Raw genomic sequence first — 22,288 nt, forward strand, 5'->3', positions numbered from 1 at the left:
GGGCTTGATCTATCAAGCCCCGCCGGCGACTGAGGCGATCTTTTCAGCCCCGCCGGCGTTTGAGGCGCGGGGTCCGGGGCGGAGCCCCGTGGCCGTAACGCCGGTGCCGCGTCAGCCGACTACGCTGTCGCGCCACGCTCGGTGGAGGTCGGCGAATGTGCCGGTTCCGGCGATGAGTTTCGAGGGTGGGCCGTCCTCGATCACCTCGCCCGCCTCCATGACCAGCACCCTGTCCGCGATTTCCACCGTCGACAGGCGATGGGCGATCACGACGGCCGTACGGCCGCGCAGGACCGTGCGCATGGCGCGCTGCACCGCCCGCTCGCCGGGGATGTCGAGCGAGCTGGTCGCCTCGTCGAGGATCAGGACCGCCGGGTCCGCGAGGAGGGCACGGGCGAAGGCCACCAGCTGCCGCTGGCCCGCCGAGATCCGGCCGCCGCGCTTACGGACGTCCGTGTCGTAGCCGTCGGGGAGCGCCGCGATGAAGTCGTGGGCGCCGATGGCCTTCGCGGCCTGTTCGATCTCTTCGCGGGTCGCTTCGGGGCGGCCGATCGCGATGTTCTCCGCGACCGTCCCGGAGAACAGGAACGCCTCCTGGGTCACCATCACCACCCCGCGCCGCAGCTCCGCGTTGGACAGCTCGCGCAGGTCCACGCCGTCGAGGAGGACCTGGCCGTGCGACGGGTCGTAGAAGCGGGCCAGGAGCTTGGCCAGGGTTGATTTTCCCGCCCCCGTCGAGCCGACCACCGCCACCGTCCGGCCGGCCGGCAGCGTCAGGTCGAAGCGGGGGAGGACCTCGCCGCCCGTGCGGTAGCCGAAGGAGACCGACCGGAACTCGACCTCGCGGCCCGGTTGTTCGCCCGTCGGCTCGGGCAGCGGGCGCGGCGTGGCCGATTCCGGTACCGAGGGGACCTGCACCAGCAGGCCCGCGATCTTCTTGAGCGACGCGGCCGCGCTTTCGTACGCGTTGAGGAACATCGCCAGGCGGTCGATCGGGTCGTACAGGCGGCGGATGTAGAGCACCGCGGCCGCGAGGACGCCGAGTTCGAGCGTGCCACCCGCCACGCGGTACGCGCCCCACAGCACCATGCCCGCCACCGCCGTGTTCGCGAGGAGCCGGGAACCGATCACGTACCGCGCCATCTCCAGCATCGCCGTGCCGTTGGACCGCTCGTGCCGGCGGTTGAGCCTCGCGAAGTGCTCGTCGTTCGCGCGTTCGCGGCGGAAGGCGCGTACCGGCCGGATCCCGTTCATCGTCTCGACGAACTTCACGATGACCGCGGCGATCGCCGATGAGCGCTCCGCGTACGCCCGCGCCGCCCGCCGCCGGTACAGCGTGATCAGGACGTAGAGCGGCGCGAAGGACAGGGCGGCGACCGAGCCGATGCCGAGGTCGAGCCAGAGCAGCATCGCCGTGATGTAGATCGATCCGACGACGACGTTGACCAGTTCCTGGAGCCCTTCGCTGAGCAGTTCGCGCAGTGCCTCGACGTCTGTCGTGGCGCGTGAGATGACCCGGCCCGACGTGTACCGGTCGTGGAAGTCCACGCTCAGCGCCTGCGCGTGCCGGAAGATCCGGCCGCGCAGGTCGACCAGCACGTTCTGGCTGACGCGGGCCGAGAGCCGGACGTACGCGTACACGAAGGCGGCCGAGCCGACCGCGCACAGCAGGAAGCCCGCGCCGACCGTGATCAGCGGCCCGTAGTCGTGCGCCCGGAACGCGGGCACCGCGCTGTCGATGGCGTACGCGACGATCAGCGGCCCCGACTGTACGGCGGCCTGTTGCAGGAGCAGGGCGAGGACGGTGAGGGCGACCATGCGGCGGTGGGGCGCGAGCAGCGAGCGGAGCAGGCTGCCCGTCGCGCCCTCGGGTGTCGGCAGGTCGTCCCGGTCGAAGAGGTCGCCGGGGGAGGGGAGCCGGGTGTCCTCGGCGTCTTCGGCTTGGTCAGGGTGGTGCGGATCGCCTTGTGCGGCTGTCTTGTCGTTCGGCTTCGCGGTCGTCGTCATACGCGCTCCGTCTCCGTCTCCGCGTCCGTCCCCCCGGCGTGTTCGCCCGACATCAGGTGTCTGTACTCGGCGTTCGTGCGCAGCAGTTCGTGGTGGGTGCCCACCGCCGTGATCCGGCCCTCGGACAGCAGCGCCACGCGGTCCGCGAGCAGCACCGTGGACGGCCGGTGCGCGACCACGAGCGCCGTGCTGCCGGCGAGGACCCGGCGCAGCGCCGCCTCCACCGCGGCCTCCGTGTGCACGTCGAGCGCGGACAGCGGGTCGTCGAGGATCAGGAAGCGGGGCGTGCCCACGACGGAGCGGGCCAGGGCGAGGCGCTGGCGCTGGCCGCCGGACAGGCTCAGGCCCTGCTCACCCACCTCCGTGTCGAGGCCGTCGGGGAGGTGGTGCGTGAACCCGGCCTGTGCGACGTCGAGCGCCTGCTCCAGCTGCTCCGGCCCCGTGGCCTCGGGGGCGCCCATCAGGACGTTGTCGGCGACCGAGGCGGAGAACAGGGTGGGCTCCTCGAACGCCACGGACACCAGTTCGCGGAGCTCGGGGCGGGGCATCGTGGTGATGTCGCGGCCGTCGAGCGTGATGCGGCCCGCTGTCGCGTCGTAGAGGCGGGGGACGAGGGCGGTGAGGGTGGTTTTGCCGCAGCCCGTCTTGCCGACGAGGGCCAAGGTTTCGCCGGAGCGGATGTGGAGGTCGATGTGGGTGAGGGTGGGGGTGGAGTCCTCGGTGGCGTCCGGGTAGCGGAAGGTGACGTTTTCGAATCGCAGGCCGTCGCCTGTGTGCTGCGGCGGGGTTGCGGGCGCGGGGCTCTGCCCCGGACCCCGCTGCTCAAGCGCCGCAGGGGCTTGATGGGGCGACGCCGGATCCTCCGGATCCGCGTCCATCACCTCGAAGTACCGGCGCGTCGCCGTCGCCGCCTCCTGGCTCATCGCGAGGAGGAAGCCGATGGACTCGATGGGCCAACGCAGCGCGAGCGCCGTGGAGAGGAAGGCGACGAGCGTGCCCGCCGACAGCGAGCCGTCGGAGACCTGGATCGTGCCGATCACCAGCGCCGCCCCGAGCGCCACCTCGGGCAGCAGCGTGATCACCGTGAGGATCCCGGCGAGCAGCCGGGCCTTGAGCAGCTCCGTGCCGCGCACCTTGCCCGCCAGGTCCCGGAAGGCGCGGGCCTGGCTGCGGTGCCGGCCGAAGCCCTTGATGACGCGGATGCCGAGGACGGACTCCTCGACGACCGTCGTCAGATCGCCGACCTGGTCCTGGGCGAGGCGGGAGGCCTGCGCGTATCCGTCCTCGAACTTGTAGCAGAACGCGATCAGTGGGACGGCCGGGGCGAGCAGGACGAGGCCGAGCCCCCAGTCCTGGACGATGAGCACGGTGAGACCGGCCAGGATCGTCACCCCGTTGACGATCAGGAACGTCAGCGGGAAGGCGAGGAACATCCGCAGCACCATCAGGTCCGTCGTGCCGCGCGACAGCAACTGGCCGGAGGCCCACCGGTCGTGGAAGGAGACCGGGAGCCGCTGAAGATGCCGGTACAGATCGGCCCGCAGCGCCGCCTCCACCCCCGCGAGGGGCCGCGCCACCAGCCATCTGCGCAGCCCGAACAGGAGCGCCTCCACGATGCCGAGCGCGAGCAGCATCCCGGCGCCCAGCCACACCCCGCCCGGGTCGCGCTCGGTCACCGGACCGTCCACGATCCACTTCAGGACCAGCGGGAAGACCAGCGCCAGGCACGACGCGAGTACCGCCACGAGCGCCGCGCCCGCCCACCGCGCGCGCACCGGACGCACGTACGGCCACAGCCGCAACAGCGTCCGCACAGCGGAGAGTTGACCGGTCGCTTCTGTGGTGGCACGTGTAGTCGTCGGCATCATGGGCGAGCCTACGGATTGCCACTGACAACGCCCAGTGAGTTTCGGTCGCCCGCCGACGGTCCCGAGTCGTACCGCCCATCAACCGATCGGTTGATGCGTGCTCGAGCGCGATGGCCGATGCCCCGGCAGGGCCCGCGCGGCGACGCTTGATGCCATGACCACCACCACAGCACCGCTCATCGAGGTCGCCGGGCTGCGCAAGACGTACGCCGGGCGGGCCGTCGTCGACGGGGTGTCCTTCACCGTCGGCGAGGGCGAGATCTTCGGGATCCTCGGGCCGAACGGCGCGGGCAAGACCACCACCGTCGAATGCGTCGAGGGGCTGCGCGCGGCCGACGAGGGGCACATCCGGGTCGCCGGGCTCGACCCCGTACGCGATCACGCGCAGGTCACCGGGATCCTCGGCGCGCAGCTCCAGGAGAGCGAGATCCAGCCGAAGCTGACCGTGAAGGAGGCGCTGGAGCTGTACTCCGCCTTCTATCCCGCGCCCCTCGACTGGCGGCCGCTCGCCGACCGGCTCCGCCTGACCGACAAGCTCGGCACCCGCTTCGCGAAGCTCAGTGGCGGCCAGAAGCAGCGCCTGTTCATCGCGCTCGCCCTCGTCGGCAACCCCCGCGTCGTCGTCCTCGACGAGCTGACCACCGGGCTCGACCCGCGTTCGCGCCGCGACACCTGGGAGCTCATCGAGGAGGTGCGCGACAGCGGCGTCACCGTCCTCCTCGTCACGCACTTCATGGAGGAGGCGCAGCGGCTCTGCGACCGGATCGCCGTGATCGACCAGGGGCGGGTCGCCGCGCTCGACACCCCGGCGGGCCTGATCAGCCGGGCCGCCGGGTCGACCGTCATCTCGTTCACCCCGTCCGCGCCGCTCGACGGGCACGCGCTCGCCGGGCTCCCCGCGGTCACCGCCGTGGACCACAAGGACGGCCGGGTGACTCTCACCGGCACCGACGACACGGTCACCGCCCTCCTCACGCTGCTCGCCCGGCAGCACATCACCGCCCGTCAACTCCGGGTCTCCGACGCCACGTTGGACGACGCGTTCCTCGACCTCACGGGAGCCGGCCAGTCATGACCACCGTCACCGCGCCCACCACTGCCGCCCCCGTCGGCCGGTCGTCCGTCGACCGGGCCGTTCTCAAGGCCGAGTTCACGCTCTTTCGGCGCGAGGCCGGCAGCCTGATCGGGATCCTGCTGTTCCCCGTCGCCCTGCTCGTGATCCTCGGCTCCATCCCGTCCTTCCGGGAGGCCGACGCGGGGCTCGGCGGCATCAGGCTCGTCGACGCGTACGTCCCCGTCACCGTGCTGCTCGGCATGATCGCGGGTGGCATCCAGTCGATGCCGCCGATCATCACCGGGTACCGCGAGCGCGGCATCCTGCGCCGCATGTCGACCACGCCGGTGCGGCCGACGGCCGTCCTCGGCGCACAGATGGGCATCCACGGCGTGGCCGTCCTCGTCTCGGTCGCGGTCTGTCTCGCCGTCGGCCGGATCGCCTTCGACGTGGCGCTGCCCCAACAGATCGCCGGCTATCTGCTCGCGCTCCTCCTCTCCGTCGTCGTCTCCCTCGCCCTCGGCGCGCTGATCGCGTCCCGGGCCCGTACGACGAAGATCTCCAACGCGATCGGCTCGGTCGTCTTCTTCCCCGCGATGTTCTGCGCGGGTGTCTGGCTGCCGGTGCAGGCGATGCCGGACACCCTGGCCCACATCGTCGAGCTGACGCCGTTCGGCGCCGCGGCGCAGGCCCTGAACCAGGCCGCGGCGGGCGACTGGCCGGCCTGGTCGCACCTCCTGGTGCTCGCCGTCTGGGCCGTGGGCCTGACCGGCGTGGCCGCGCGCTGGTTCCGCTGGGAATGACCGGGGAGGCCGCTGTGGTCGCGCAGACTGAGGACATGGACGAGCGGGACCAGGTGAAGCCGGGCGTCGAGCGCGGCGGTGACGGGCGGGGCGGCGGTCGGCCCGCCGGAGGGTACGGGGCGGGCGCCGGGCCCGACGACGACCTGGCACGGCTCGACCCCGGCAGCGCCGACGTCGAGCAGCGCTGGCGTTCCTTCCACCGGTGGTCGCCGTACACCCTGCTCGCCGTCGGCACCGTGATGGCGGTGCCGACGAACGGCGCCTTCGGCCTGGACCGTGCGGACTGGTGGACGATGGCGGGGTTCGTCGCGGCCGCCGCCGTCCTGGAAGCCGTCGCCCTCCGTATCGGCCTCGCCCGCAGGGCCCCTTCGGTGACGGGCAGCGTCTACTACTGGCTGCGCTGGGCACTCGCCTTCTGCCTCACGTGGCTCAACCCGCTGTACGCGTTCTACGCCGCCGTCGGCTACTTCGGCGCCGGCCGGTTCCTGCTGCCCCGGCTGGTCAAACCGGGCCTGGCCGCGTCCGCGGTGATCCTCGCCGGATCGCAGGCGGGTGGCCTGCCCCCGCAGAACACGGCTCAGTGGGCCCTGTTCGGCGCGCTCCTCGCGGTCAACCTGGGCCTGGTCGCGGCCATGGTCCACCTGGACACGAAGGAGGGCGAGCGCTCCCTCGCCCAGGTCGCCACCATCGCGGAGCTGGAGCGCACCAACAGGGCGCTCCATGACGCGCTCGACGAGAACGCCGCGCTGCACACCCAGCTCCTCGTCCAGGCCCGCGAGGCCGGCGTCTCCGACGAGCGCCGCCGGCTCGCCGCCGAGATCCACGACACCATCGCCCAGGGCCTGACCGGGATCATCGCCCAGCTCCAGGTCGTCGCGAACACGGACGACCGGGGCCTGGCCCGCGAGCACCTCGACCGGGCCGCGGACCTCGCCCGGCACAGCCTCGGCGAGGCCCGCCGCTCCGTGCACAACCTGGCGCCCGCCGCCCTGGACGACGCGACGCTCGCCGAGGCACTGAAGAAGACCGTCGGGGACTGGTCCGCCCGTACCGGCGTGCGCGCCGACTTCACCCTCACCGGCACCGCCGAGCCGCTGCACGACGAGATCGAGGCGAGCCTGCTGCGGATCGCCGAGGAGGCGCTGTCCAACGCGGCCCGGCACGCGGCCGCCACCCGCGTCGGCGTCACCCTGTCCTTCATGGCGGGCGAGGTCACCCTCGACGTGCGCGACGACGGCCGCGGCTTCGACCCCCTCGCCGTGCCGGCCCGCTCCGGCGGCGGCGGCTTCGGCCTCGACGGGATGCGGGCCCGCGCCGAGCGGCTAGCGGGCGGCGTCACCGTCGAGTCGGAGGAAGGCGGCGGCACCGCGATCTCCGCTCACGTACCGTTGGTCCGCCATGACCAGTGACTCCGCACCTGCCGCCATCAGTCTGCTGATCGTCGACGACCACCCCGTCGTACGGGACGGCCTGCGCGGCATGTTCGAGTCGACGACCGGTTTCACGGTGCTCGGCGAGGCGGCCAACGGGGTGGAGGCGGTCGCCCGCGCCGAGGCCCTCGACCCGGACGTCGTCCTCATGGACCTGCGGATGCCGGGCGGCGGCGGCGTCGACGCGATCCGGGAGCTGGCCGCGCGCGGCGTACGGGCCCGCGTCCTGGTCCTCACCACGTACGACACGGACTCCGACACGCTGCCCGCGATCGAGGCGGGCGCCACCGGCTATCTGCTCAAGGACGCCCCGCGCGAGGAACTCTTCACGGCGGTACGGGCCGCCGCCGAGGGCCGCACGGTCCTGTCGCCCGCGGTGGCGTCCCGCCTGGTCACCGCCGTACGGACGCCCGCGGCGCCCGCCGACGAGACGCTCTCGGGCCGCGAGCGCGAGGTGCTCGTCCTGGTCGCGCGCGGCACGTCGAACCGGGAGATCGCGCGCGAGCTGTTCATCAGCGAGGCGACGGTGAAGACCCATCTCACGCACATCTACGGCAAGTTGGGCGTGAAGGACCGGGCGGCGGCGGTCGCGGTGGCGTACGACCGCAAGATTCTCGGCTGAGGCTCAGCCGATCTGGTCCGGCGTCACAGTCACCCACCGCTTGTCGGCGGTGGCCTTCTGCCCGAGTTCCTTCTGCCGCTTCACCCCGTCCGCCTTCATCCCGTTCAGCTCCTTCATGTAGCTGTCCTTGCGGTTGACCCAGACCCGGACGCCCCCGTGCGCCACGTCCACCGACCGCAGCAGCATCGGGCCGTCGCTCTTGGGTGTGTCCCCGGCCGCGAGGATCGGCTTCTTCCAGGCGTCGATGTACGTACTGATGGCGGCGGGCTTGCCCTCGTACCAGGTGGCCGGAGCCCACAGCGTCGGCGTCAACTCCCAGTTCGCCAGGGCCTTTTGGTCGAAGTTCCCCGCGGCGATCTCCTTGCGGGAGCTGGTGACATCACCCGTCTTGCGGTCCTTGAGCAGGGCGGCGACACCGAGCACGTTCTCGGGCTTCACGTCGTAGCCGTACTTCGGGTCGCCGAGCACCATGCGTACGAGGTCCTCGCTCGCGGCGCTCACCACGTACACCTCGATGCCGTGCGAGCGCAACGCGTGGTACAGCTCCCGCATGCCGTCGGAGAACACCGGCGGCTCCGCGCCGCCCGGCAGCTCGCCCTTGTACGCCAGCAACTCGTCGACGTACACCTTGAGTTGCTTGAGCGTGAACCCGGAGAAGATCTGCGCGGCCCACGGGTAGGAGACCTGGTCGTCGATCTCGCACAGCCGGTTGTAGTACTCGGTCAGGGTCTCCTTGTGCGTCGCCGTGTCCTTGAAGGGGATCACCTTCAGCGACGGGTCCATGGTGTCCCGCGTCAGGACGCCCTTCATCTCCATGAAGGGCAGCAGCGACTCCTCCAGGTCGTTGCGGTACGTCGTGTTGTCCGCGTCGAAGGTGGCGTACGCGCCCTGGTGCTCGTGCGCCGCGATCACCCGGGCGAGCTGCTTGGCCTGCGGTCTCGGCCAGTGCTTCAGTTCGGCGGCCACGGCGCGTGCGTCACCGGATGGGGCCGCGGTCGCCTCGGTCCCCGGCCACAGGGTGACGGTCGCGGTGAGGGCGGCGGCGAGGACGGCGCCCGCCGTGGCGAGCAGGAGGGGCTTCTTGCGCAGGGAGTCTGCGTTCACAAAGGTCACGGCGCGTCAGCCTAGGGGCACGGGCCCGGAATCCCCATGATCGGAATCACCGTCCGTGAACGGCATGTACGCGGCGGGTGCGGGTAGCCGCCAGGCGTCCGGCACGAGTCCGTGCCGCGTCGCATACTGGACGTCATGAGCACCGGCTCCCAGGAGTTCGTGCGCGCGACGCCACGGCCCGGCGGCCCGATCGTCTCGGCGGTCGGCTACCGCACGCGAGGCCTGCCTCCCGCGCTCCACCGCGGCCTGCCCTCCCCGTACCTCACGGTGATCTTCACCCTCGACGAGCCGGTCGTCGGCGGCCACACCCCCGAGGAGGCCATGGGCCCCGACGCGGTCCGCACGGACATCGTCGTGGGCGGGCTGCACCAGCACCCCGAGTTCATCGCCCAGTCCGGGTCCGAGGCCGGCATCCAGCTCGCGGTGCACCCCCTCGCGGCCCGCGCGCTGCTCGGGGCGCCGGCCGCCGAGCTCGCCGGGCCCGTCGCGATCGAGGGCACGGACGTGCTCGGCCGGACGGCGGCCCTCGTACGGGAGGAGCTGGCCGGGCTCGACGACTGGCGGGCTCGGTTCGACCTCGTCGCCGACTACGTGGCGACGCGGACGGCCGACGACCCGCTGGCCGGCGTACGCCCCGAGGTCGCCGAGGCGTGGACGTGGCTCGCCCGGCACCGCGGCGCGGGCACGCTGAAGGGGCTCGCCGCGCACGTCGCCCTCAGCGAACGCCGCCTCACCACCCTGTTCCGCGCCGAGACGGGCCTGAGCCCCAAGCAGGCCGCCCGCCTGATGCGCTTCCAGCACGCGAAGGCGGCCGTCGTCCGCGCGGTGGCGGCGGGCGCCCCGCCGGACCTGTCCCGCGTCGCCGCCGAGCACGGCTACTGCGACCACTCGCACCTGGTCCGCGACTTCCGCCAGTACACGGGCCTGAGCCCGACCGGCTGGCTCGCCGAGGAGTGCCGGAACATCCAAGCCGGGGGACACCACAACGGCGAAGACTCGGAGCCATGAACACCACACAGAGCACCCAGCCCAAGCCCTCCCGCGAGCCCGCCGTCTGGCCCACTCTCCAGGCGAACGACGCGCCCGCGCTCATCGACTTCCTCGTCGACACCGTCGGCTTCCTGCGCACCGCCGTCTACGAGGACGGCGACCGCGTCGCCCACGCCCAGCTCGACTGGCCCGAGGGCGGCGGGATCATGCTCGGCTCCCACAAGCCGGACGCCGAGCCCGGCACCTGGTGCGTCAAGCCGGGCAGCTTCGGCGGCTACGTCGTGACCACCCGGGTCGACGAGCTGTACGCCCGCCTCGTCGACGCGGGCGTCAAGATCCTCCGCGAGATCGAGGACCAGCCGTACGGCAGCCGCGAGTTCGCGATCACCGACCCCGAGGGCAACATGTGGTCCTTCGGCACGTACGCGGGCGAGCCCAGGCCTACGGCCTGACCTTCAGGAGCAGCACGGTCCTCGCCTCCACCGTGATCGTGGCGCCGGCCTCGTGCGGCACGGCCGGCGCCACGCCCTGTTCCTCCTCGCCGGTGTCCACCACCACCTCGTACGAACGGGCCCAGGGCTCGCCCGGCAGCACGAAGCTCTCGGCCCGGTCGCCCGCGTGCAGGATCGCAAGGAAGCTGTCGTCGCGCACCGGCTCGCCACGCGCGTCGCGGCCGGGGATGTCGCGCCCCGACAGATACATGCCGACCGTGCCGGCGGGCGCGTACCAGTCGCCCTCCGTCATCTCGGTGCCGCGCGAGGTGAACCACGCCAGGTCCCGCAGCCCGTCCACCGAGTGCGCGCGGCCGGAGAAGAAGGCGCGGCGCCGCAGCACGGGGTGCGCGTGCCGCAGCGCGACGAGCCGTGCGGTGAGCGCGAACAGCTCACGGCAGCCGGGGTCGTCGAGGAGGGACCAGTCCAGCCAGCTGATCTCGTTGTCCTGGCAGTACGCGTTGTTGTTGCCGCGCTGCGTGCGCCCGAACTCGTCGCCCGCCACCAGCATCGGCACTCCGGTCGACAGCAGCAGCGTCGTCAAGAGGTTCCGCAACTGCCGTCTGCGCAGGGCCCGTACGCCCTCGTCGTCGGTCTCGCCCTCGACGCCGCAGTTCCAGGACCGGTTGTCGTGCGTGCCGTCCCGGTTGCCCTCCCCGTTCGCCTCGTTGTGCTTGCGTTCGTACGAGACGAGGTCGCGCAGCGTGAGGCCGTCGTGGGCGGTGACGAAGTTGACCGAGGCGTACGGCCGGCGCCCGCCCCACGCGTACAGGTCGCTCGAACCGGAGAGCCGGTACCCGAGGTCCCGTACGTCGGGCAGCGCGCCGCGCCAGAAGTCGCGCACGGCGTCGCGGTAGCGGTCGTTCCACTCCGTCCACAGCGGCGGGAAGGAGCCGACCTGGTAGCCGCCCGAGCCCACGTCCCACGGCTCCGCGATCAGCTTCACCCGGCGCAGCACCGGGTCCTGCGCGATGACCGCGAGGAACGGGGAGAGCATGTCGACGTCGTGCATGGAGCGGGCGAGCGCCGCGGCGAGATCGAACCTGAACCCGTCGACCCCCATCTCCGTGACCCAGTACCTGAGCGAGTCCGTGATCAGCCTGAGCACCTGCGGCTGCACCACGTGCAGCGTGTTGCCGCAGCCCGTGTAGTCGGCGTAGCGGCGCGCGTCGTCCTGGAGGCGGTAGTAGCCGCGGTTGTCGATGCCCTTCAGGGACAGCATCGGGCCCAGCTCGCCCGCCTCCGCCGTGTGGTTGTAGACGACGTCGAGGATTACCTCGATCCCCGCGTCGTGCAGCGCCCGCACCATCCGCTTGAACTCGCCGACCTGCTGCCCGGCCGTGCCGGACGCCGCGTATCCCGCGTGCGGGGCGAAATAGCCGATGGAGTTGTAGCCCCAGTAGTTCCTCATCCCCCGCCGCAGCAGATGGTCCTCGTGCGCGAACTGGTGCACCGGCAGCAGCTCCACCGCCGTCACGCCCAGCCGCACCAGATGTTCGATCGCCGCCGGGTGCGCGAGCCCCGCATACGTACCCCTCAACTCCTCCGGAATACCCGGGTGTTGACGGGTGAAGCCGCGCATGTGCAGCTCGTAGATCACCGAGTCCGCCCAGGGCGTCTTCGGCCGCCGGTCGTCCACCCACTCGTCGCCGGACGCGTCGTCGTGCACGACCACGCCCTTCGGTACGTACGGCGCCGAGTCCCGGTCGTCGCGCACCGTGTCGGCGACGTGCTGTTCGGGCCAGTCCCGTACGTGCCCGTAGACCTCGGGCGGCAGGCCGAACTCGCCGTCCACCGCCCGTGCGTACGGGTCGAGGAGCAGCTTCGCCGGGTTCCAGCGGGCACCCGTCCACGGGTCCCAGCGGCCGTGCACCCGGAACCCGTAGCGCTGCCCCGGAAGCACTCCCGGTACGAAGCCGTGCCAGATCTCGTGCGTCAACTCGGTGAGCGCGGCCCGGCGTTCACGTCCCTCCTCGTCGAACAGGCACAGCTCGACGGAGTCGGCGCCACCCGCCCACAGGGCGAAGTTGGTGCCCGCGACCCCGTCCGGCCCGACCCGGAAGCGGGCGCCGAGCGGCACGGGCGTGCCCGGCCACACCGGCTCCAGTGGGGACACGCGCTCCCGTTCGCGGCCGGGGAGCGGGGCCGGCAGCGCTCTGCCGTTGCCCGCGCGCGGCGCGCTCTGAACTGCCTCCTGCTCGGGTGCGCTCGACACCTGACGGCCTCCCGCGGCTCCACGGCTCCTGGGCAGCGGGGCGTGCGGCGTCCCGGCCGCGCTCCCCCTGCTTCCTCTCCCTGTTCTGCCCAGAGCTTCGCTCGCACTCACGTTTCCCCGGCGGATCGGGAGGGGTTACGTGCTGGCCGAAACCGGGGCATCCTCCCCACTGTTGGGACGGAACGGTGACATCCCTGGGGATCCGTTTCCCCAGGTCGTGTGGTTACCTTTCGCAATGCGTGCGCGCGAAGGCGCGGTAGTGCGGGCCTTGGGGCAAGGCCGTGCGAGGGGAGAAGAATTTTGAACGGGCGACGACCGATATCCACGGTTCTGCTGGGGGCGGCACTCTTCCTTGTCACCGCTTGCGGTGGCGGCGGGGGCTCCGGCGACGACAAGGGGAGTTCCGGCAAGGCGGCCGCGGCTCACAAGGAGTCGCAGGCCGTGCTGAAGGTGAAGCCGAAGAACGGCGCGGACGGGGTCGCGACCAGCGGGGCCCTGAAGGTCACCGCGGACAAGGGGAAGCTGACCGAGGTGAAGGTCGCCGACACCAAGGGCAACGAGGTGCAGGGCGCGATCACCGGCGGCGGCCGGAGCTGGACCCCGGCGCGGCACCTCGCCGCGTCGACCGAGTACAAGGTGCACGCGATCGCCAAGGACAAGGCGGGCCGCGAGGCCGCCAAGGACTCCACGTTCACCACGCTCACGCCGAAGAACACGTTCATCGGCACGTTCACCCCGGAGGACGGCTCGAAGGTCGGCGTCGGCATGCCGTTCTCGATCCGCTTCTCGCGCGGCATCACCCACCCCGAGGACGTCGAGAAGGCGATTTCGGTCAAGGCCGAGCCCGATGTCCCCGTCGAGGGCCACTGGTTCGGCAACGACCGCATCGACTTCCGGCCCGAGGAGTACTGGGCGAGCGGCACGAAGGTCACCGTCAAGATGAACCTCGACGGCGTCGAGGGCCGCCCCGGCGTCTACGGCAAGCAGGCCAAGACGGTGAAGTTCACCGTCGGCCGCAGCCAGATCTCCACGGTCGACGCCAAGACGCACACGATGACGGTCGAGCGCGACGGCAAGACCATCAAGAAGATCCCGGTCACCACGGGCAAGCCGGGCTACGAGACGTGGAACGGCAAGATGGTCATCAGCGAGAGCCTGCGCGTGACCCGCATGAACGGCGAGACGGTCGGCTACGGCGGCGAGTACGACATCAAGGACGTCCCGCACGCCCAGCGTCTGACCGACTCCGGCACGTTCATCCACGGCAACTACTGGGGCGGCGGCACCTTCGGCAACGTCAACTCCAGCCACGGCTGCATCGGGCTGCGCGACGTCCGCGGCGGCTACGACAAGAAGGTCCCGGCGGCCTGGTTCTTCAACGAGTCGATGACGGGTGACGTGGTCGTGGTCAAGAACTCCCACGACAAGACGGTCGACTCGGCGAACGGCCTGAACGGCTGGAACATGTCCTGGGCGGACTGGAAGAAGTGACCAGCACCGTGGTTGCCGTTCGGGGCTCTGCCCCGGACCCCGCTCCTCAAACGCCGGAGAGGCTTGGTGGACGGTGGCCCGCAACGATCAACTGGGTACGCTGCGCCGCATGACCGTTCACCTCGAAGTAGCCGCCGGCGTGGGCACCATCCGCCTGGACCGCCCCCCGATGAACGCCCTGGACGTAGCCACCCAGGACCGCATCAAGCAACTCGCCGAAGAGGCCACGACCCGCACCGACATCCGGGCCGTGGTCCTCCGCGGCAGCGAAAAGGTGTTCGCGGCCGGCGCGGACATCAAGGAGATGCGCGACATGGACCACGCGGCGATGGTCGCGCGCTCCCGCGGCCTCCAGGACGCGTTCACCGCGGTCGCCCGCATCCCGAAGCCGGTCGTCGCCGCCGTCACCGGCTACGCACTGGGCGGCGGCTGCGAACTGGCCCTGTGCGCCGACTTCCGCATCGCCGCCGACAACGCGAAGTTCGGGCAGCCCGAGATCCTGCTCGGCCTGATCCCCGGCGCGGGCGGCACCCAGCGCCTGTCCCGCCTCGTCGGCCCGTCCAAGGCCAAGGACCTGATCTTCACGGGCCGCCAGGTGAAGGCGGAGGAGGCGCTCACCCTCGGGCTCGTCGACCGGGTGGTCCCCGCGGCCGAGGTCTTCGACGCCGCGAACGCCTGGGCCGGGCAGCTCGCCAAGGGCCCCGCGATCGCACTGCGGGCGGCGAAGGAGTCGATCGACACGGGCCTGGAGGCGGACCTGGACACGGGCCTGGCCATCGAACGCAACTGGTTCGCAGGCCTGTTCGCCACGGAGGACCGGGAGACCGGGATGCGCAGCTTCGTGGAGGAGGGCCCCGGGAAGGCGAAGTTCGCCTGACGCCGCCCCCAAGTGCCGTGCGGGCAAGCCGAGTTGATCAGTTCGCTCGTTCGGGGAGCATTATCCGAGCCTTAAGAGAACCTTAAGCGAATTCGGCCGAAGACGATCAACGGCAGCGTACGTACGGTGGGTTGTCGCAGCTCACGCGGGGTGCGAACAGCCCTGTACTGCCAACGGCATATGACTGAACGGCCCTCCGGAACGAAGCGTTCCGGGGGGCCTATTCCGTCGGAACGACCCCGCGGGGGCCGCCATGGCCCCATCATGGAGGCATGGCGGGGCTTGAGGGTGTGGAACAACCGCGGCGGCACGCAAGTGCGACCGCGGCGCGCTGGTCTCCCGCGGTCGAGGACGAACACGCCCTGAGGGCACTGGAGTTGTTCGGGAACCCGGCCGAGGCGGAGGTGTCGCTGCCGTCGCGCCCCGAGTCGGCCGCGACCGCGAGGCGGCTCACGCAGGTCGTCGTCCTGCGCCACTGGGGTCTCTCCCCGAAGATGACCGAGGACGGCGTCCTGCTCGTCTCCGAGCTGGTCGGCAACGCGGTGCGGCACACCGGGGCCCGCCACTTCGGCCTGCGCATGCTGCGCCGCCGCGGCTGGATCCGCGTCGAGGTTCGCGACCCGTCCCGCGGACTGCCCTGCCTGATGCCGGTGCAGGCGATGGACATCTCGGGCCGCGGCCTCTTCCTCGTCGACAAGCTCTCCGACCGCTGGGGCGTCGACCTGCTGCCGCGCGGCAAGACGACCTGGTTCGAAATGCGCGTCGCCGACCGCTGACCTTCGTACGCTGGGTGGCTCGAGTCCCGGGTGGCTTGAGTCTCAGACGACTTGAGTCTCGGACGGCTTGAGTCTCCACCCACTGGAAGGCCCAGACTCCTCGACATGATCGACGACGGCCCACAGCTGCTCACGATCGGACAGCTGGCCTGCCGCACCGGCCTCACGGTGCGCACCATCCGGTTCTGGTCCGACGAGGGCGTCCTGCACCCCGTGACCCGCAGCGAGGGCGGCTACCGGCTCTACGACGCCGAGTCCGTCGCCCGCCTGGAGCTGATCCGCACCCTGCGCGAGCTGGGCCTCGGCCTGGACGACGTACGGAAGATCCTCTCCGGGGAGCGGGACATCGCGTCCGTCGCCGCCGCGCACGTGACGGCGCTCGACGCGCAGATCCAGGTGCTGCGGCTCAACCGGGCGGTGCTGTCGACGGTCGCGAAACGGAACTCGAGCGCCGAGGAGATGGCCCTGATGAACAAACTGGCACGACAGTCCGCCGCCGAGCGCAAGCGGATCATGGACGAGTTCGCCGAGGAGATGCTGCACGGCCTGGACACCGTCGACCCGGCGGTCCAGGAACGGATGCGGGCGATGAGCGCCGGTCTGCCGGACGACCCGACGCCCGAGCAGGTCGACGCGTGGGTGGAGCTGGCCGAGCTGCTGCAGGACCCGGCGTTCAAGGCGCGCATGCGGCAGGCCACCGAGTACAACGCGGCGGACCGCACCCCCGAGTCCGCGGCCGGCGCCTCCATGCATTTCCTGAGCAAGCTGGTCGCACTCGCGGGCGACGCGGTGCGCAACGGCACCGACCCCGCGTCGCCCGCCGCCGAGCAGGTGCTCCAGGACCTGCTCGGCGACGCCGACCGCTCCGCAGTCCTCGACCGGCTGCTCGCCACGATGAACGACAAGGTGGCCCGCTACCGCGAACTGCTCGGCGTCCTGAAGGGCGGCGCCCCCGAGCACCCGCACCGCGAGGAGTTCGCCTGGGTACTCGCCGCACTGCGGGCGCGGACCGCCAAGTAATCTGACCCCCGTCAACACGACAGTACGAAAATCGAGGGGTGGCCCGGTGGCGGACATCGAGGAAGCACGCAAGGCGTTCGAGCGGTTCGACGCGGACGGCGACGGCTTCATCACGGCGGCCGAGTACAAGAGCGCCATGGCGCAGATGGGCGACTTCAACGTCACGGACTCCGTGGCCGAGGCCCTCATCTCCCGACAGGACGCCAACGGCGACAAGGTCCTGTCCTTCGACGAGTTCTGGGCCAACCTGAACAAGTAGGCATCCGGATCCGGTGGGGCATGCGCACGGCGCACGCCCCACCGGTGTCTCACGCCCCGGCCCTGTTCACCGCCGACAGCACCGCCCGTACGGAAGCGGCCAGCACGGACGTGTCGCGGCCCGCGCCCCACACCGGCGCCCCGTCCACACGGAGTCGCGCGAACGCGACGGTCTCGGCGTCCCGGCCCGCCGCCAGCGCGTGCTGGCCGAAATCCAGGACGTCCACGTCCCGTCCTGCCGCCGCGAGCGCGTCCGCGAAAGCCGCCAGCGGCCCGTTGCCCTTGCCCTCCAACTCCCTTACCTGACCGTCGACTTCGAGGGTGCACGCGAAGTGGTGCACGGCGCCGTCCTGCCGCACCGACCAGCCGTCGGCGAGCGCCACGGGGCCGGGGACATCCAGATACGCCGCGCGGAACAGGGCGTACAGCTCGCCCGATGTCGCCTCACGGCCGCTGTCGTCGGTGGCCTCCTGCACGAGCCGCGCGTACTCGGGCCGCAGCGCCCGCGGCAGGTCGACGCCGTGGTGCTCCTTCAGCAGATACGCCATCCCGCCCTTCCCCGACTGCGAGTTGACGCGGATCACGGCCTCGTACGTACGTCCCACATCGGCCGGGTCGATCGGCAGGTACGGCACGTCCCACGGCTCGTCCGGATGTGCGGCGCGATGCGCGAAACCCTTGGAGATGGCGTCCTGGTGGGTGCCGGAGAAGGCCGTGTAGACGAGTTCGCCGCCGTACGGATGCCGTGGATGCACCGGCAACCGGTTGCAGAACTCGACCGTCTCGCGCACCGCGTCGATGTCCGAGAAGTCGATCATCGGGTCGACGCCCTGCGCGTACAGATTCATGGCGAGCGTGACGAGGTCGACGTTCCCCGTCCGCTCGCCGTTGCCGAACAGACAGCCCTCCACGCGCTGCGCACCTGCCAGGACGGCGAGTTCGGCGCAGGCGACGCCGGTGCCGCGGTCGTTGTGCGGGTGCACGGAGAGGATGACGGACTCGCGGCGGGACAGGTGCCGGTGCATGTACTCGATCTGGTCTGCGTACACGTTCGGCGTCGAGATCTCGACAGTCGTCGGCAGATTGTGGGTGACCGGGCGCTCGGGACTCGCGTCCCACAGTTCGGTCAGCCCGTTGCAGACCTCCAGTGCGAAGTCCGGCTCGGTGAGGTTGAAGGTCTCCGGGGCGAACTGGAAGCGGATGTGCGCGTCGGGGCGGGCGTCGGCGAGGCGGGCCATGTGGGCGGCGGCCTCGCGTACGGTCCGCCGGATCTCGGCGCGTGTCATGCCGAGGACGACGTCGCGCCAGGTGGGGGAGGTGGGGATGTACAGATGCACTACGGCGCGCGGCAGCCCCTCGATGGATGCGAAGGTCCGCTCGATCAGATCCGGCTTGGCCGGGGTGAACACGACGGGGGTGACGTCGTCGGGCAGCTCGACCTCGGTGGCGATGTGCCGCACGAAGTCGAAGTCCGTCCGGCTGGCCGACGGGTAGCCGACCTCGATCTCCTTGAAGCCCATCCCGACCAGCAGATCGAAGAAGCGGTGCTTGCGGGCGGTGTCCATCGGCTCGGCGAGCGCCTGATTCCCGTCCCGCAGATCGACGGGCACCCACAGCGGCGCCGCGGCGATCTCCTTCGACGGCCAACTCCGGTCGGCGAGAGGGACGTTGGCGACCCGCTCGTGGTGCGGCCGGTAACGGTGGTACGGCATCGGGCCTGGGGTCTGCGGATTCCAGCGGTACATGGCGGCTGAGGCCTTCCTCGGTGCGGTCGTGGCGGTGGCCGACCGGCAGCACGGCACCCCGCGGCGGGGTGCCGGTCGCGTCAGGCCCCGCCGCGGCAGCCGAGAAGAAGGAGTCCGCGGAACATGCCCAGTACACTAGCCACACCTCAGGTCCTCAGACAAGTACACCTCAGACAAGTTGGTGATCCCGTGTCGTCGCCGGCCGGCCCCCTCCGCCCCAGCCCCCTCGTCGAACAGGCCGCGGAGCGCCTCCGCGCACAGATCGCCGACGGCGACTGGCCCATCGGCACCCGTCTGCCCGGCGAGACCACCCTCGCCAAGGAGCTCGGCGTGGGCCGGTCCACGGTCCGCGAGGCGGTGCGCGCGCTCACAGGCCAGGGGATGCTGCGGCCGAAGCAGGGTGCGGGCGTGTTCGTGACGGCGCTGCGCCCGGTCGAGGACTGGCCGACACGCCTGCGCCGAGCGGCGGTCGCCGACGTCTACGAAGTCCGTACGCTCCTGGAGATCCAGGCCGCGCGCCTGGCGGCCGAACGACGCACGGACGAGGATGTCGCGGCGATGCGGTCGGCGCTCGCCGCGCGCAGGGCAGCGGCGGGTGGTCCCGGTGACACGTTCGTCGACGCCGACATCGCCCTGCACGCCACGATCGTCGCGGCCGCCCGCAACCCGGTCCTCACCGACCTCTTCGCCGAGTTCGCCCCGGCCCTGCGCCAGGCCCTGATCGACCTCCTCGCCCTGGTCGACGTACGAGGAGCCGAACAGGACCACGGCGACGCGGCGCACGCGGGGCTCGTAGAGGCGGTGGCGGCGGGGGACGCCGAGGCGGCGGGGCGAGCGGCGCGGGACGAACTGGCGGCGATTCAGGGAAAGTTGGGGTAATGGGAGTCACGGGCCGACGGGTGAGGGTGAGGTCGACCCGGGGATCGGAATAGTGGGTGTGTCCTCCCGGTTCACATCCTGTGCACGTGCATGCTTCTCGCGAAACCTCCCGATCCCGAAGGGCAAGGCTCGACATGAAGATCGGCATCATCGGCGCGGGCAACATCGGCGGAAACCTCACCCGGCGCCTCACCGCCGTCGGCCACGACGTCCACGTGGCGAACTCGCGCGGCCCCCAGACCCTCACCGCCCTCGCGGAGGAGACCGGTGCCACCCCCGCCACCATCGAGGACGCGGTCCGCGACGCGAAGGTCGTGGTCGTCACCATTCCGCTCAAGGCCGTGCCGAACCTGCCCAAGGGGCTCCTGGACACGGCGGCCTCCGAGGTCGCCGTCATCGACACCGGCAACTATTACCCGCAGCAGCGCGACGGGAAGATCGCCGGAATCGAGGACGAGGGACTGACCGAGAGCCGCTGGACGGAGCGCCAACTCGGTCACCAGGTGGTCAAGGCGTTCAACGGCACCTACGCCCACGACATCCTCGACAAGCCCCGCCCGTCCGGCGACCCGCGGCGCGTCTCCCTGCCCGTCGCGAGCGACGACGCGGCCGCGAAGCAGGTCGTCGCGGCGCTCCTCGACGAGATCGGCTTCGACACCGTGGACGCCGGCGGCCAGGACGAATCCTGGCGCCAGCAGCCCGGCACCCCGGTCTACGGCCTCGCGTCCGACGCGGCGGCGGTGCGCAAGGCGCTGGACGCGGCGTCCCCGGAGCGTGCGGCGGAGTGGCGCGCCTGACCGTCGCGGGCGTCAACTCCCGTCAGACGCCGCCCGCCCACTCGTGCAGGGCGTCCTTGCTGTCGAAGTCGGCGACGTTCTTGTCGAGTGGGCTGTCCGTGTACTGGTGGATGGCCCAGTCCGCCTTGATGCGGGGCTTGCCGGCGCTGACGTAGTCGGCGATCCAGAGGCCGTCGCCGGCGTAGGACGTCGTGTCGATGTTCAGCCAGAAATTCCTGTTCGAGTACAACAGGACACGATGATTGGGCCGCAGCCGCTTCACCTCGCGGATGAACTTGTCCTTCTCCGCGTTGCTCGCGTGCGTGCCCTCGCCGGTCGTCTCCCAGTCCGCCGCCAGCAAGTCCCCCACCTTTTCGGGGGCCTTGCTCACGAAGTACTCGGCCTGCGCCGTGATGTTCCCCGGCCACAGGAAGTGGTAGAAGCCGACGACGCAGCGCGCGTCGCGGGCCCGCTTCGTCTGGGCGGCCAGGCGCGGGTTGACGTAACTACGGCCCTCCGTCGCCTTGATGAAGACGAACGACAGGCCGTCCGTGTCGAACGTGGACTGGTGCGAGCTGACGTCGATGCCACGGATCATGCGGGCCTCCAGGTCGGTGGGGCGACGAGGTCGAACCTTCATCGTCCCTGATCCGGCCCGCCGTGAGGCCCCCTTTGCGCAGAGTGATCTGCCGGTCACCGTACAGAGTCGGACGTTTCGGACATCCAAAGTCTTGGAACTCGCTTTACGTGCGCGGACGCAACTGACGGAGGCCCGGCGACTGTCTGACAGGGAGCTGAGCCCCGTTCGGGGCGTGCTGTGCAGGGCGGACTCGGAGAGTGGGGCAGGTCGGTGGAACGGCGCAGGGGCAGTGGCATAGGAGTCGCGCTGGCGACGGTCGCGGTGCTGGTGGGCGCGAGCGCCTGTGGCGGTGGCGGCACGGACAAGGCGGGCGGGGAGCCGTCGGGGAAGGCGAGTGCGAGCGCCAAACCGTCACCGGCGAAGCCCAAGGGCCCGCCGATGCTCCTGGATACGATCACTCCGCAGACCGGCACCAAGGTCGGCGTCGCCATGCCGGTCTCGGTGGTCTTCACCAACCCGGTGGCGGCGAAAGCGCGGGGAGCCGTCGAGAAGCACATGAAGGTGAGCACGTCGCAGCCGGTCGATGGCGCCTGGCACTGGTTCGGCGACAAGCGCGCCGACTGGCGCCCCAAGACGTACTGGCCCTCCGGTACGAAGGTGAAGGTCGACGCCGACATGAAGGGCGTCAGCAACGGCAACGGCCGTTACGGCGTGCACGGTTACACCCACACGTTCACGGTCGGGGACGACGTGCGTGCCGATGTCTCCGTCCCCGGTCACACCCTGAAGGTCACGAAGAACGGCAAGGCGGTACGCACGCTGTCGATCAACGCGGGCAGCGCCGAGTACCCGACCTGGAACGGCACGATGGCCGTCATCGACAAGCAGAAGAAGGTCCACATGACCTCCTGCAGCGTCGGCATCAGCTGCGACAAGGGCAGCCCGAACTATTACGACCTGACGCTGCCCTGGGACGTCCACCTCACCCAGTCCGGCACGTACGTCCACTACTCGACCGGCGACCCGAACCCGGGCAGCGGCAGCGCCCGCGGCTCGCACGGCTGCGTCCACCTGTCGATGTCCGACGCCAAGTGGTTCTACGACCAGGTGAAGCAGGGCGACCCGGTCACCATCACCGGTTCACCGCGCGCCAAGGCCCCCGCCGACAACGGCTACGCGGCCTTCAACCTGAGCTGGGACGACTGGCTCGCGGGGAGCGCGTCGGGCGCGGGGAAGTCCGCCACCCTGTAGCGACCGATGATGACGCTCAGCACAACTTCCAAGGAGACGTAC

20 protein-coding genes are annotated in these 22,288 nt (G+C 71.0%); 14 read left to right on the forward strand and 6 right to left on the reverse strand.

Going from position 1 to position 22,288, the window contains the following annotated elements:
- Positions 1-111 precede the first annotated feature (111 nt).
- Together ABT004_RS13425 and ABT004_RS13430 are read right to left on the reverse strand one after the other, a co-directional pair.
- Positions 112-2,007, reverse strand: coding sequence for an ABC transporter ATP-binding protein (locus ABT004_RS13425; RefSeq protein ID WP_351335283.1), 1,896 nt, complete (start codon positions 2,005-2,007; stop codon positions 112-114).
- Positions 2,004-3,872: an ABC transporter ATP-binding protein gene (locus tag ABT004_RS13430; RefSeq protein WP_351335285.1), complete on the reverse strand. Its 1,869-nt coding sequence runs from the start codon at positions 3,870-3,872 to the stop codon at positions 2,004-2,006. The genes ABT004_RS13425 and ABT004_RS13430 overlap by 4 nt, the downstream gene beginning before the upstream one ends.
- A gap of 157 nt (positions 3,873-4,029) precedes the next feature.
- On the opposite strand from ABT004_RS13430, the gene ABT004_RS13435 reads away from it, so the two are divergent.
- Genes ABT004_RS13435 through ABT004_RS13450 form a run of 4 tightly spaced genes read left to right on the forward strand, consistent with a single transcriptional unit; the run spans position 4,030 to position 7,784 of the window.
- A complete protein-coding gene (locus ABT004_RS13435; RefSeq protein ID WP_351335288.1) occupies positions 4,030-4,950 on the forward strand; it encodes an ABC transporter ATP-binding protein in 921 nt (306 codons plus the stop codon).
- Positions 4,947-5,732, forward strand: coding sequence for an ABC transporter permease (locus ABT004_RS13440; RefSeq protein ID WP_351335291.1), 786 nt, complete (start codon positions 4,947-4,949; stop codon positions 5,730-5,732). Before ABT004_RS13435 ends, ABT004_RS13440 begins: the two co-directional genes overlap by 4 nt.
- Before the next feature lie 14 nt (positions 5,733-5,746).
- On the forward strand, positions 5,747-7,141 hold the full coding sequence (locus tag ABT004_RS13445) for a sensor histidine kinase (protein WP_351335294.1): 1,395 nt from the start codon (positions 5,747-5,749) through the stop codon (positions 7,139-7,141).
- A complete protein-coding gene (locus tag ABT004_RS13450) occupies positions 7,131-7,784 on the forward strand; it encodes a response regulator (RefSeq protein WP_351335296.1) in 654 nt (217 codons plus the stop codon). The genes ABT004_RS13445 and ABT004_RS13450 overlap by 11 nt, the downstream gene beginning before the upstream one ends.
- Positions 7,785-7,787: 3 nt before the next feature.
- On the opposite strand, the gene ABT004_RS13455 is transcribed toward ABT004_RS13450, so the two are convergent.
- Positions 7,788-8,897: an HAD family hydrolase gene (locus ABT004_RS13455; RefSeq protein ID WP_351335299.1), complete on the reverse strand. Its 1,110-nt coding sequence runs from the start codon at positions 8,895-8,897 to the stop codon at positions 7,788-7,790.
- 135 nt (positions 8,898-9,032) lie between these two features.
- On the opposite strand from ABT004_RS13455, the gene ABT004_RS13460 reads away from it, so the two are divergent.
- Together ABT004_RS13460 and ABT004_RS13465 are read left to right on the forward strand one after the other, a co-directional pair.
- Positions 9,033-9,905, forward strand: coding sequence for an AraC family transcriptional regulator (locus ABT004_RS13460; RefSeq protein WP_351335302.1), 873 nt, complete (start codon positions 9,033-9,035; stop codon positions 9,903-9,905).
- Complete coding sequence (locus ABT004_RS13465) at positions 9,902-10,339, forward strand: VOC family protein (RefSeq protein WP_351335304.1); 438 nt, start codon at positions 9,902-9,904, stop codon at positions 10,337-10,339. Before ABT004_RS13460 ends, ABT004_RS13465 begins: the two co-directional genes overlap by 4 nt.
- Here ABT004_RS13465 and glgX read toward each other — a convergent pair.
- Positions 10,329-12,593 carry a glycogen debranching protein GlgX gene (glgX, locus tag ABT004_RS13470; protein ID WP_351335307.1) on the reverse strand — a complete coding sequence of 755 codons (2,265 nt, stop codon included), beginning with the start codon at positions 12,591-12,593 and terminating at the stop codon, positions 10,329-10,331. The genes ABT004_RS13465 and glgX overlap by 11 nt on opposite strands.
- Before the next feature lie 300 nt (positions 12,594-12,893).
- Here glgX and ABT004_RS13475 point away from each other — a divergent pair, with 300 nt between their 5' ends.
- The 5 genes from ABT004_RS13475 to ABT004_RS13495 all read left to right on the forward strand — a co-directional run bounded on the left by ABT004_RS13475 (position 12,894) and on the right by ABT004_RS13495 (position 17,016).
- Positions 12,894-14,084 (forward strand): L,D-transpeptidase, encoded by a 1,191-nt coding sequence (locus ABT004_RS13475; protein WP_351335310.1) that lies wholly within the window; start codon positions 12,894-12,896, stop codon positions 14,082-14,084.
- Between the two features lie 109 nt (positions 14,085-14,193).
- Positions 14,194-14,961, forward strand: a complete 768-nt coding sequence (locus ABT004_RS13480) for an enoyl-CoA hydratase/isomerase family protein (RefSeq protein ID WP_351335312.1) — start codon at positions 14,194-14,196, stop codon at positions 14,959-14,961.
- A 272-nt stretch (positions 14,962-15,233) separates the two neighbouring features.
- Entirely contained in the window at positions 15,234-15,737 is a 504-nt protein-coding gene (locus tag ABT004_RS13485) for an ATP-binding protein (protein WP_351335315.1), read from the forward strand.
- A 105-nt stretch (positions 15,738-15,842) separates the two neighbouring features.
- Positions 15,843-16,757, forward strand: a complete 915-nt coding sequence (locus ABT004_RS13490; protein WP_351335318.1) for a helix-turn-helix domain-containing protein — start codon at positions 15,843-15,845, stop codon at positions 16,755-16,757.
- Positions 16,758-16,803: 46 nt separating this feature from the next.
- Entirely contained in the window at positions 16,804-17,016 is a 213-nt protein-coding gene (locus ABT004_RS13495; protein ID WP_351335321.1) for an EF-hand domain-containing protein, read from the forward strand.
- A 49-nt stretch (positions 17,017-17,065) separates the two neighbouring features.
- On the opposite strand, the gene leuA is transcribed toward ABT004_RS13495, so the two are convergent.
- Positions 17,066-18,760, reverse strand: coding sequence for a 2-isopropylmalate synthase (gene leuA / locus ABT004_RS13500; protein WP_351335324.1), 1,695 nt, complete (start codon positions 18,758-18,760; stop codon positions 17,066-17,068).
- A gap of 189 nt (positions 18,761-18,949) precedes the next feature.
- Here leuA and ABT004_RS13505 point away from each other — a divergent pair, with 189 nt between their 5' ends.
- A complete protein-coding gene (locus tag ABT004_RS13505) occupies positions 18,950-19,639 on the forward strand; it encodes a FadR/GntR family transcriptional regulator (RefSeq protein ID WP_351335326.1) in 690 nt (229 codons plus the stop codon).
- 86 nt (positions 19,640-19,725) lie between these two features.
- Positions 19,726-20,436: an NADPH-dependent F420 reductase gene (locus ABT004_RS13510; RefSeq protein ID WP_351335329.1), complete on the forward strand. Its 711-nt coding sequence runs from the start codon at positions 19,726-19,728 to the stop codon at positions 20,434-20,436.
- Between the two features lie 22 nt (positions 20,437-20,458).
- Here ABT004_RS13510 and ABT004_RS13515 read toward each other — a convergent pair whose 3' ends face one another.
- Positions 20,459-21,013 carry a glycoside hydrolase family 25 protein gene (locus tag ABT004_RS13515; protein WP_351335454.1) on the reverse strand — a complete coding sequence of 185 codons (555 nt, stop codon included), beginning with the start codon at positions 21,011-21,013 and terminating at the stop codon, positions 20,459-20,461.
- Between the two features lie 252 nt (positions 21,014-21,265).
- On the opposite strand from ABT004_RS13515, the gene ABT004_RS13520 reads away from it, so the two are divergent.
- Positions 21,266-22,246 carry a L,D-transpeptidase gene (locus ABT004_RS13520; protein WP_351335332.1) on the forward strand — a complete coding sequence of 327 codons (981 nt, stop codon included), beginning with the start codon at positions 21,266-21,268 and terminating at the stop codon, positions 22,244-22,246.
- The last annotated feature ends 42 nt before the right edge of the window (positions 22,247-22,288 follow it).

The organism is Streptomyces sp. NPDC002790 (genome assembly GCF_040295505.1).
Lineage (GTDB): Bacteria > Actinomycetota > Actinomycetes > Streptomycetales > Streptomycetaceae > Streptomyces.

What these genes read in the sequence shown, in the direction of transcription:
- ABT004_RS13425 (WP_351335283.1), bottom strand. Translation starts at nt 2,007, where the DNA reads ATGACGACGACCGCGAAGCCGAACGACAAGACAGCCGCACAAGGCGAT.
- ABT004_RS13430 (WP_351335285.1), bottom strand. Translation starts at nt 3,872, where the DNA reads ATGCCGACGACTACACGTGCCACCACAGAAGCGACCGGTCAACTCTCC.
- ABT004_RS13435 (WP_351335288.1), top strand. Translation starts at nt 4,030, where the DNA reads ATGACCACCACCACAGCACCGCTCATCGAGGTCGCCGGGCTGCGCAAG.
- ABT004_RS13440 (WP_351335291.1), top strand. Translation starts at nt 4,947, where the DNA reads ATGACCACCGTCACCGCGCCCACCACTGCCGCCCCCGTCGGCCGGTCG.
- ABT004_RS13450 (WP_351335296.1), top strand. Translation starts at nt 7,131, where the DNA reads ATGACCAGTGACTCCGCACCTGCCGCCATCAGTCTGCTGATCGTCGAC.
- ABT004_RS13460 (WP_351335302.1), top strand. Translation starts at nt 9,033, where the DNA reads ATGAGCACCGGCTCCCAGGAGTTCGTGCGCGCGACGCCACGGCCCGGC.
- ABT004_RS13465 (WP_351335304.1), top strand. Translation starts at nt 9,902, where the DNA reads ATGAACACCACACAGAGCACCCAGCCCAAGCCCTCCCGCGAGCCCGCC.
- ABT004_RS13480 (WP_351335312.1), top strand. Translation starts at nt 14,194, where the DNA reads ATGACCGTTCACCTCGAAGTAGCCGCCGGCGTGGGCACCATCCGCCTG.
- ABT004_RS13485 (WP_351335315.1), top strand. Translation starts at nt 15,234, where the DNA reads ATGGCGGGGCTTGAGGGTGTGGAACAACCGCGGCGGCACGCAAGTGCG.
- ABT004_RS13490 (WP_351335318.1), top strand. Translation starts at nt 15,843, where the DNA reads ATGATCGACGACGGCCCACAGCTGCTCACGATCGGACAGCTGGCCTGC.
- leuA (WP_351335324.1), bottom strand. Translation starts at nt 18,760, where the DNA reads ATGTACCGCTGGAATCCGCAGACCCCAGGCCCGATGCCGTACCACCGT.
- ABT004_RS13515 (WP_351335454.1), bottom strand. Translation starts at nt 21,013, where the DNA reads ATGATCCGTGGCATCGACGTCAGCTCGCACCAGTCCACGTTCGACACG.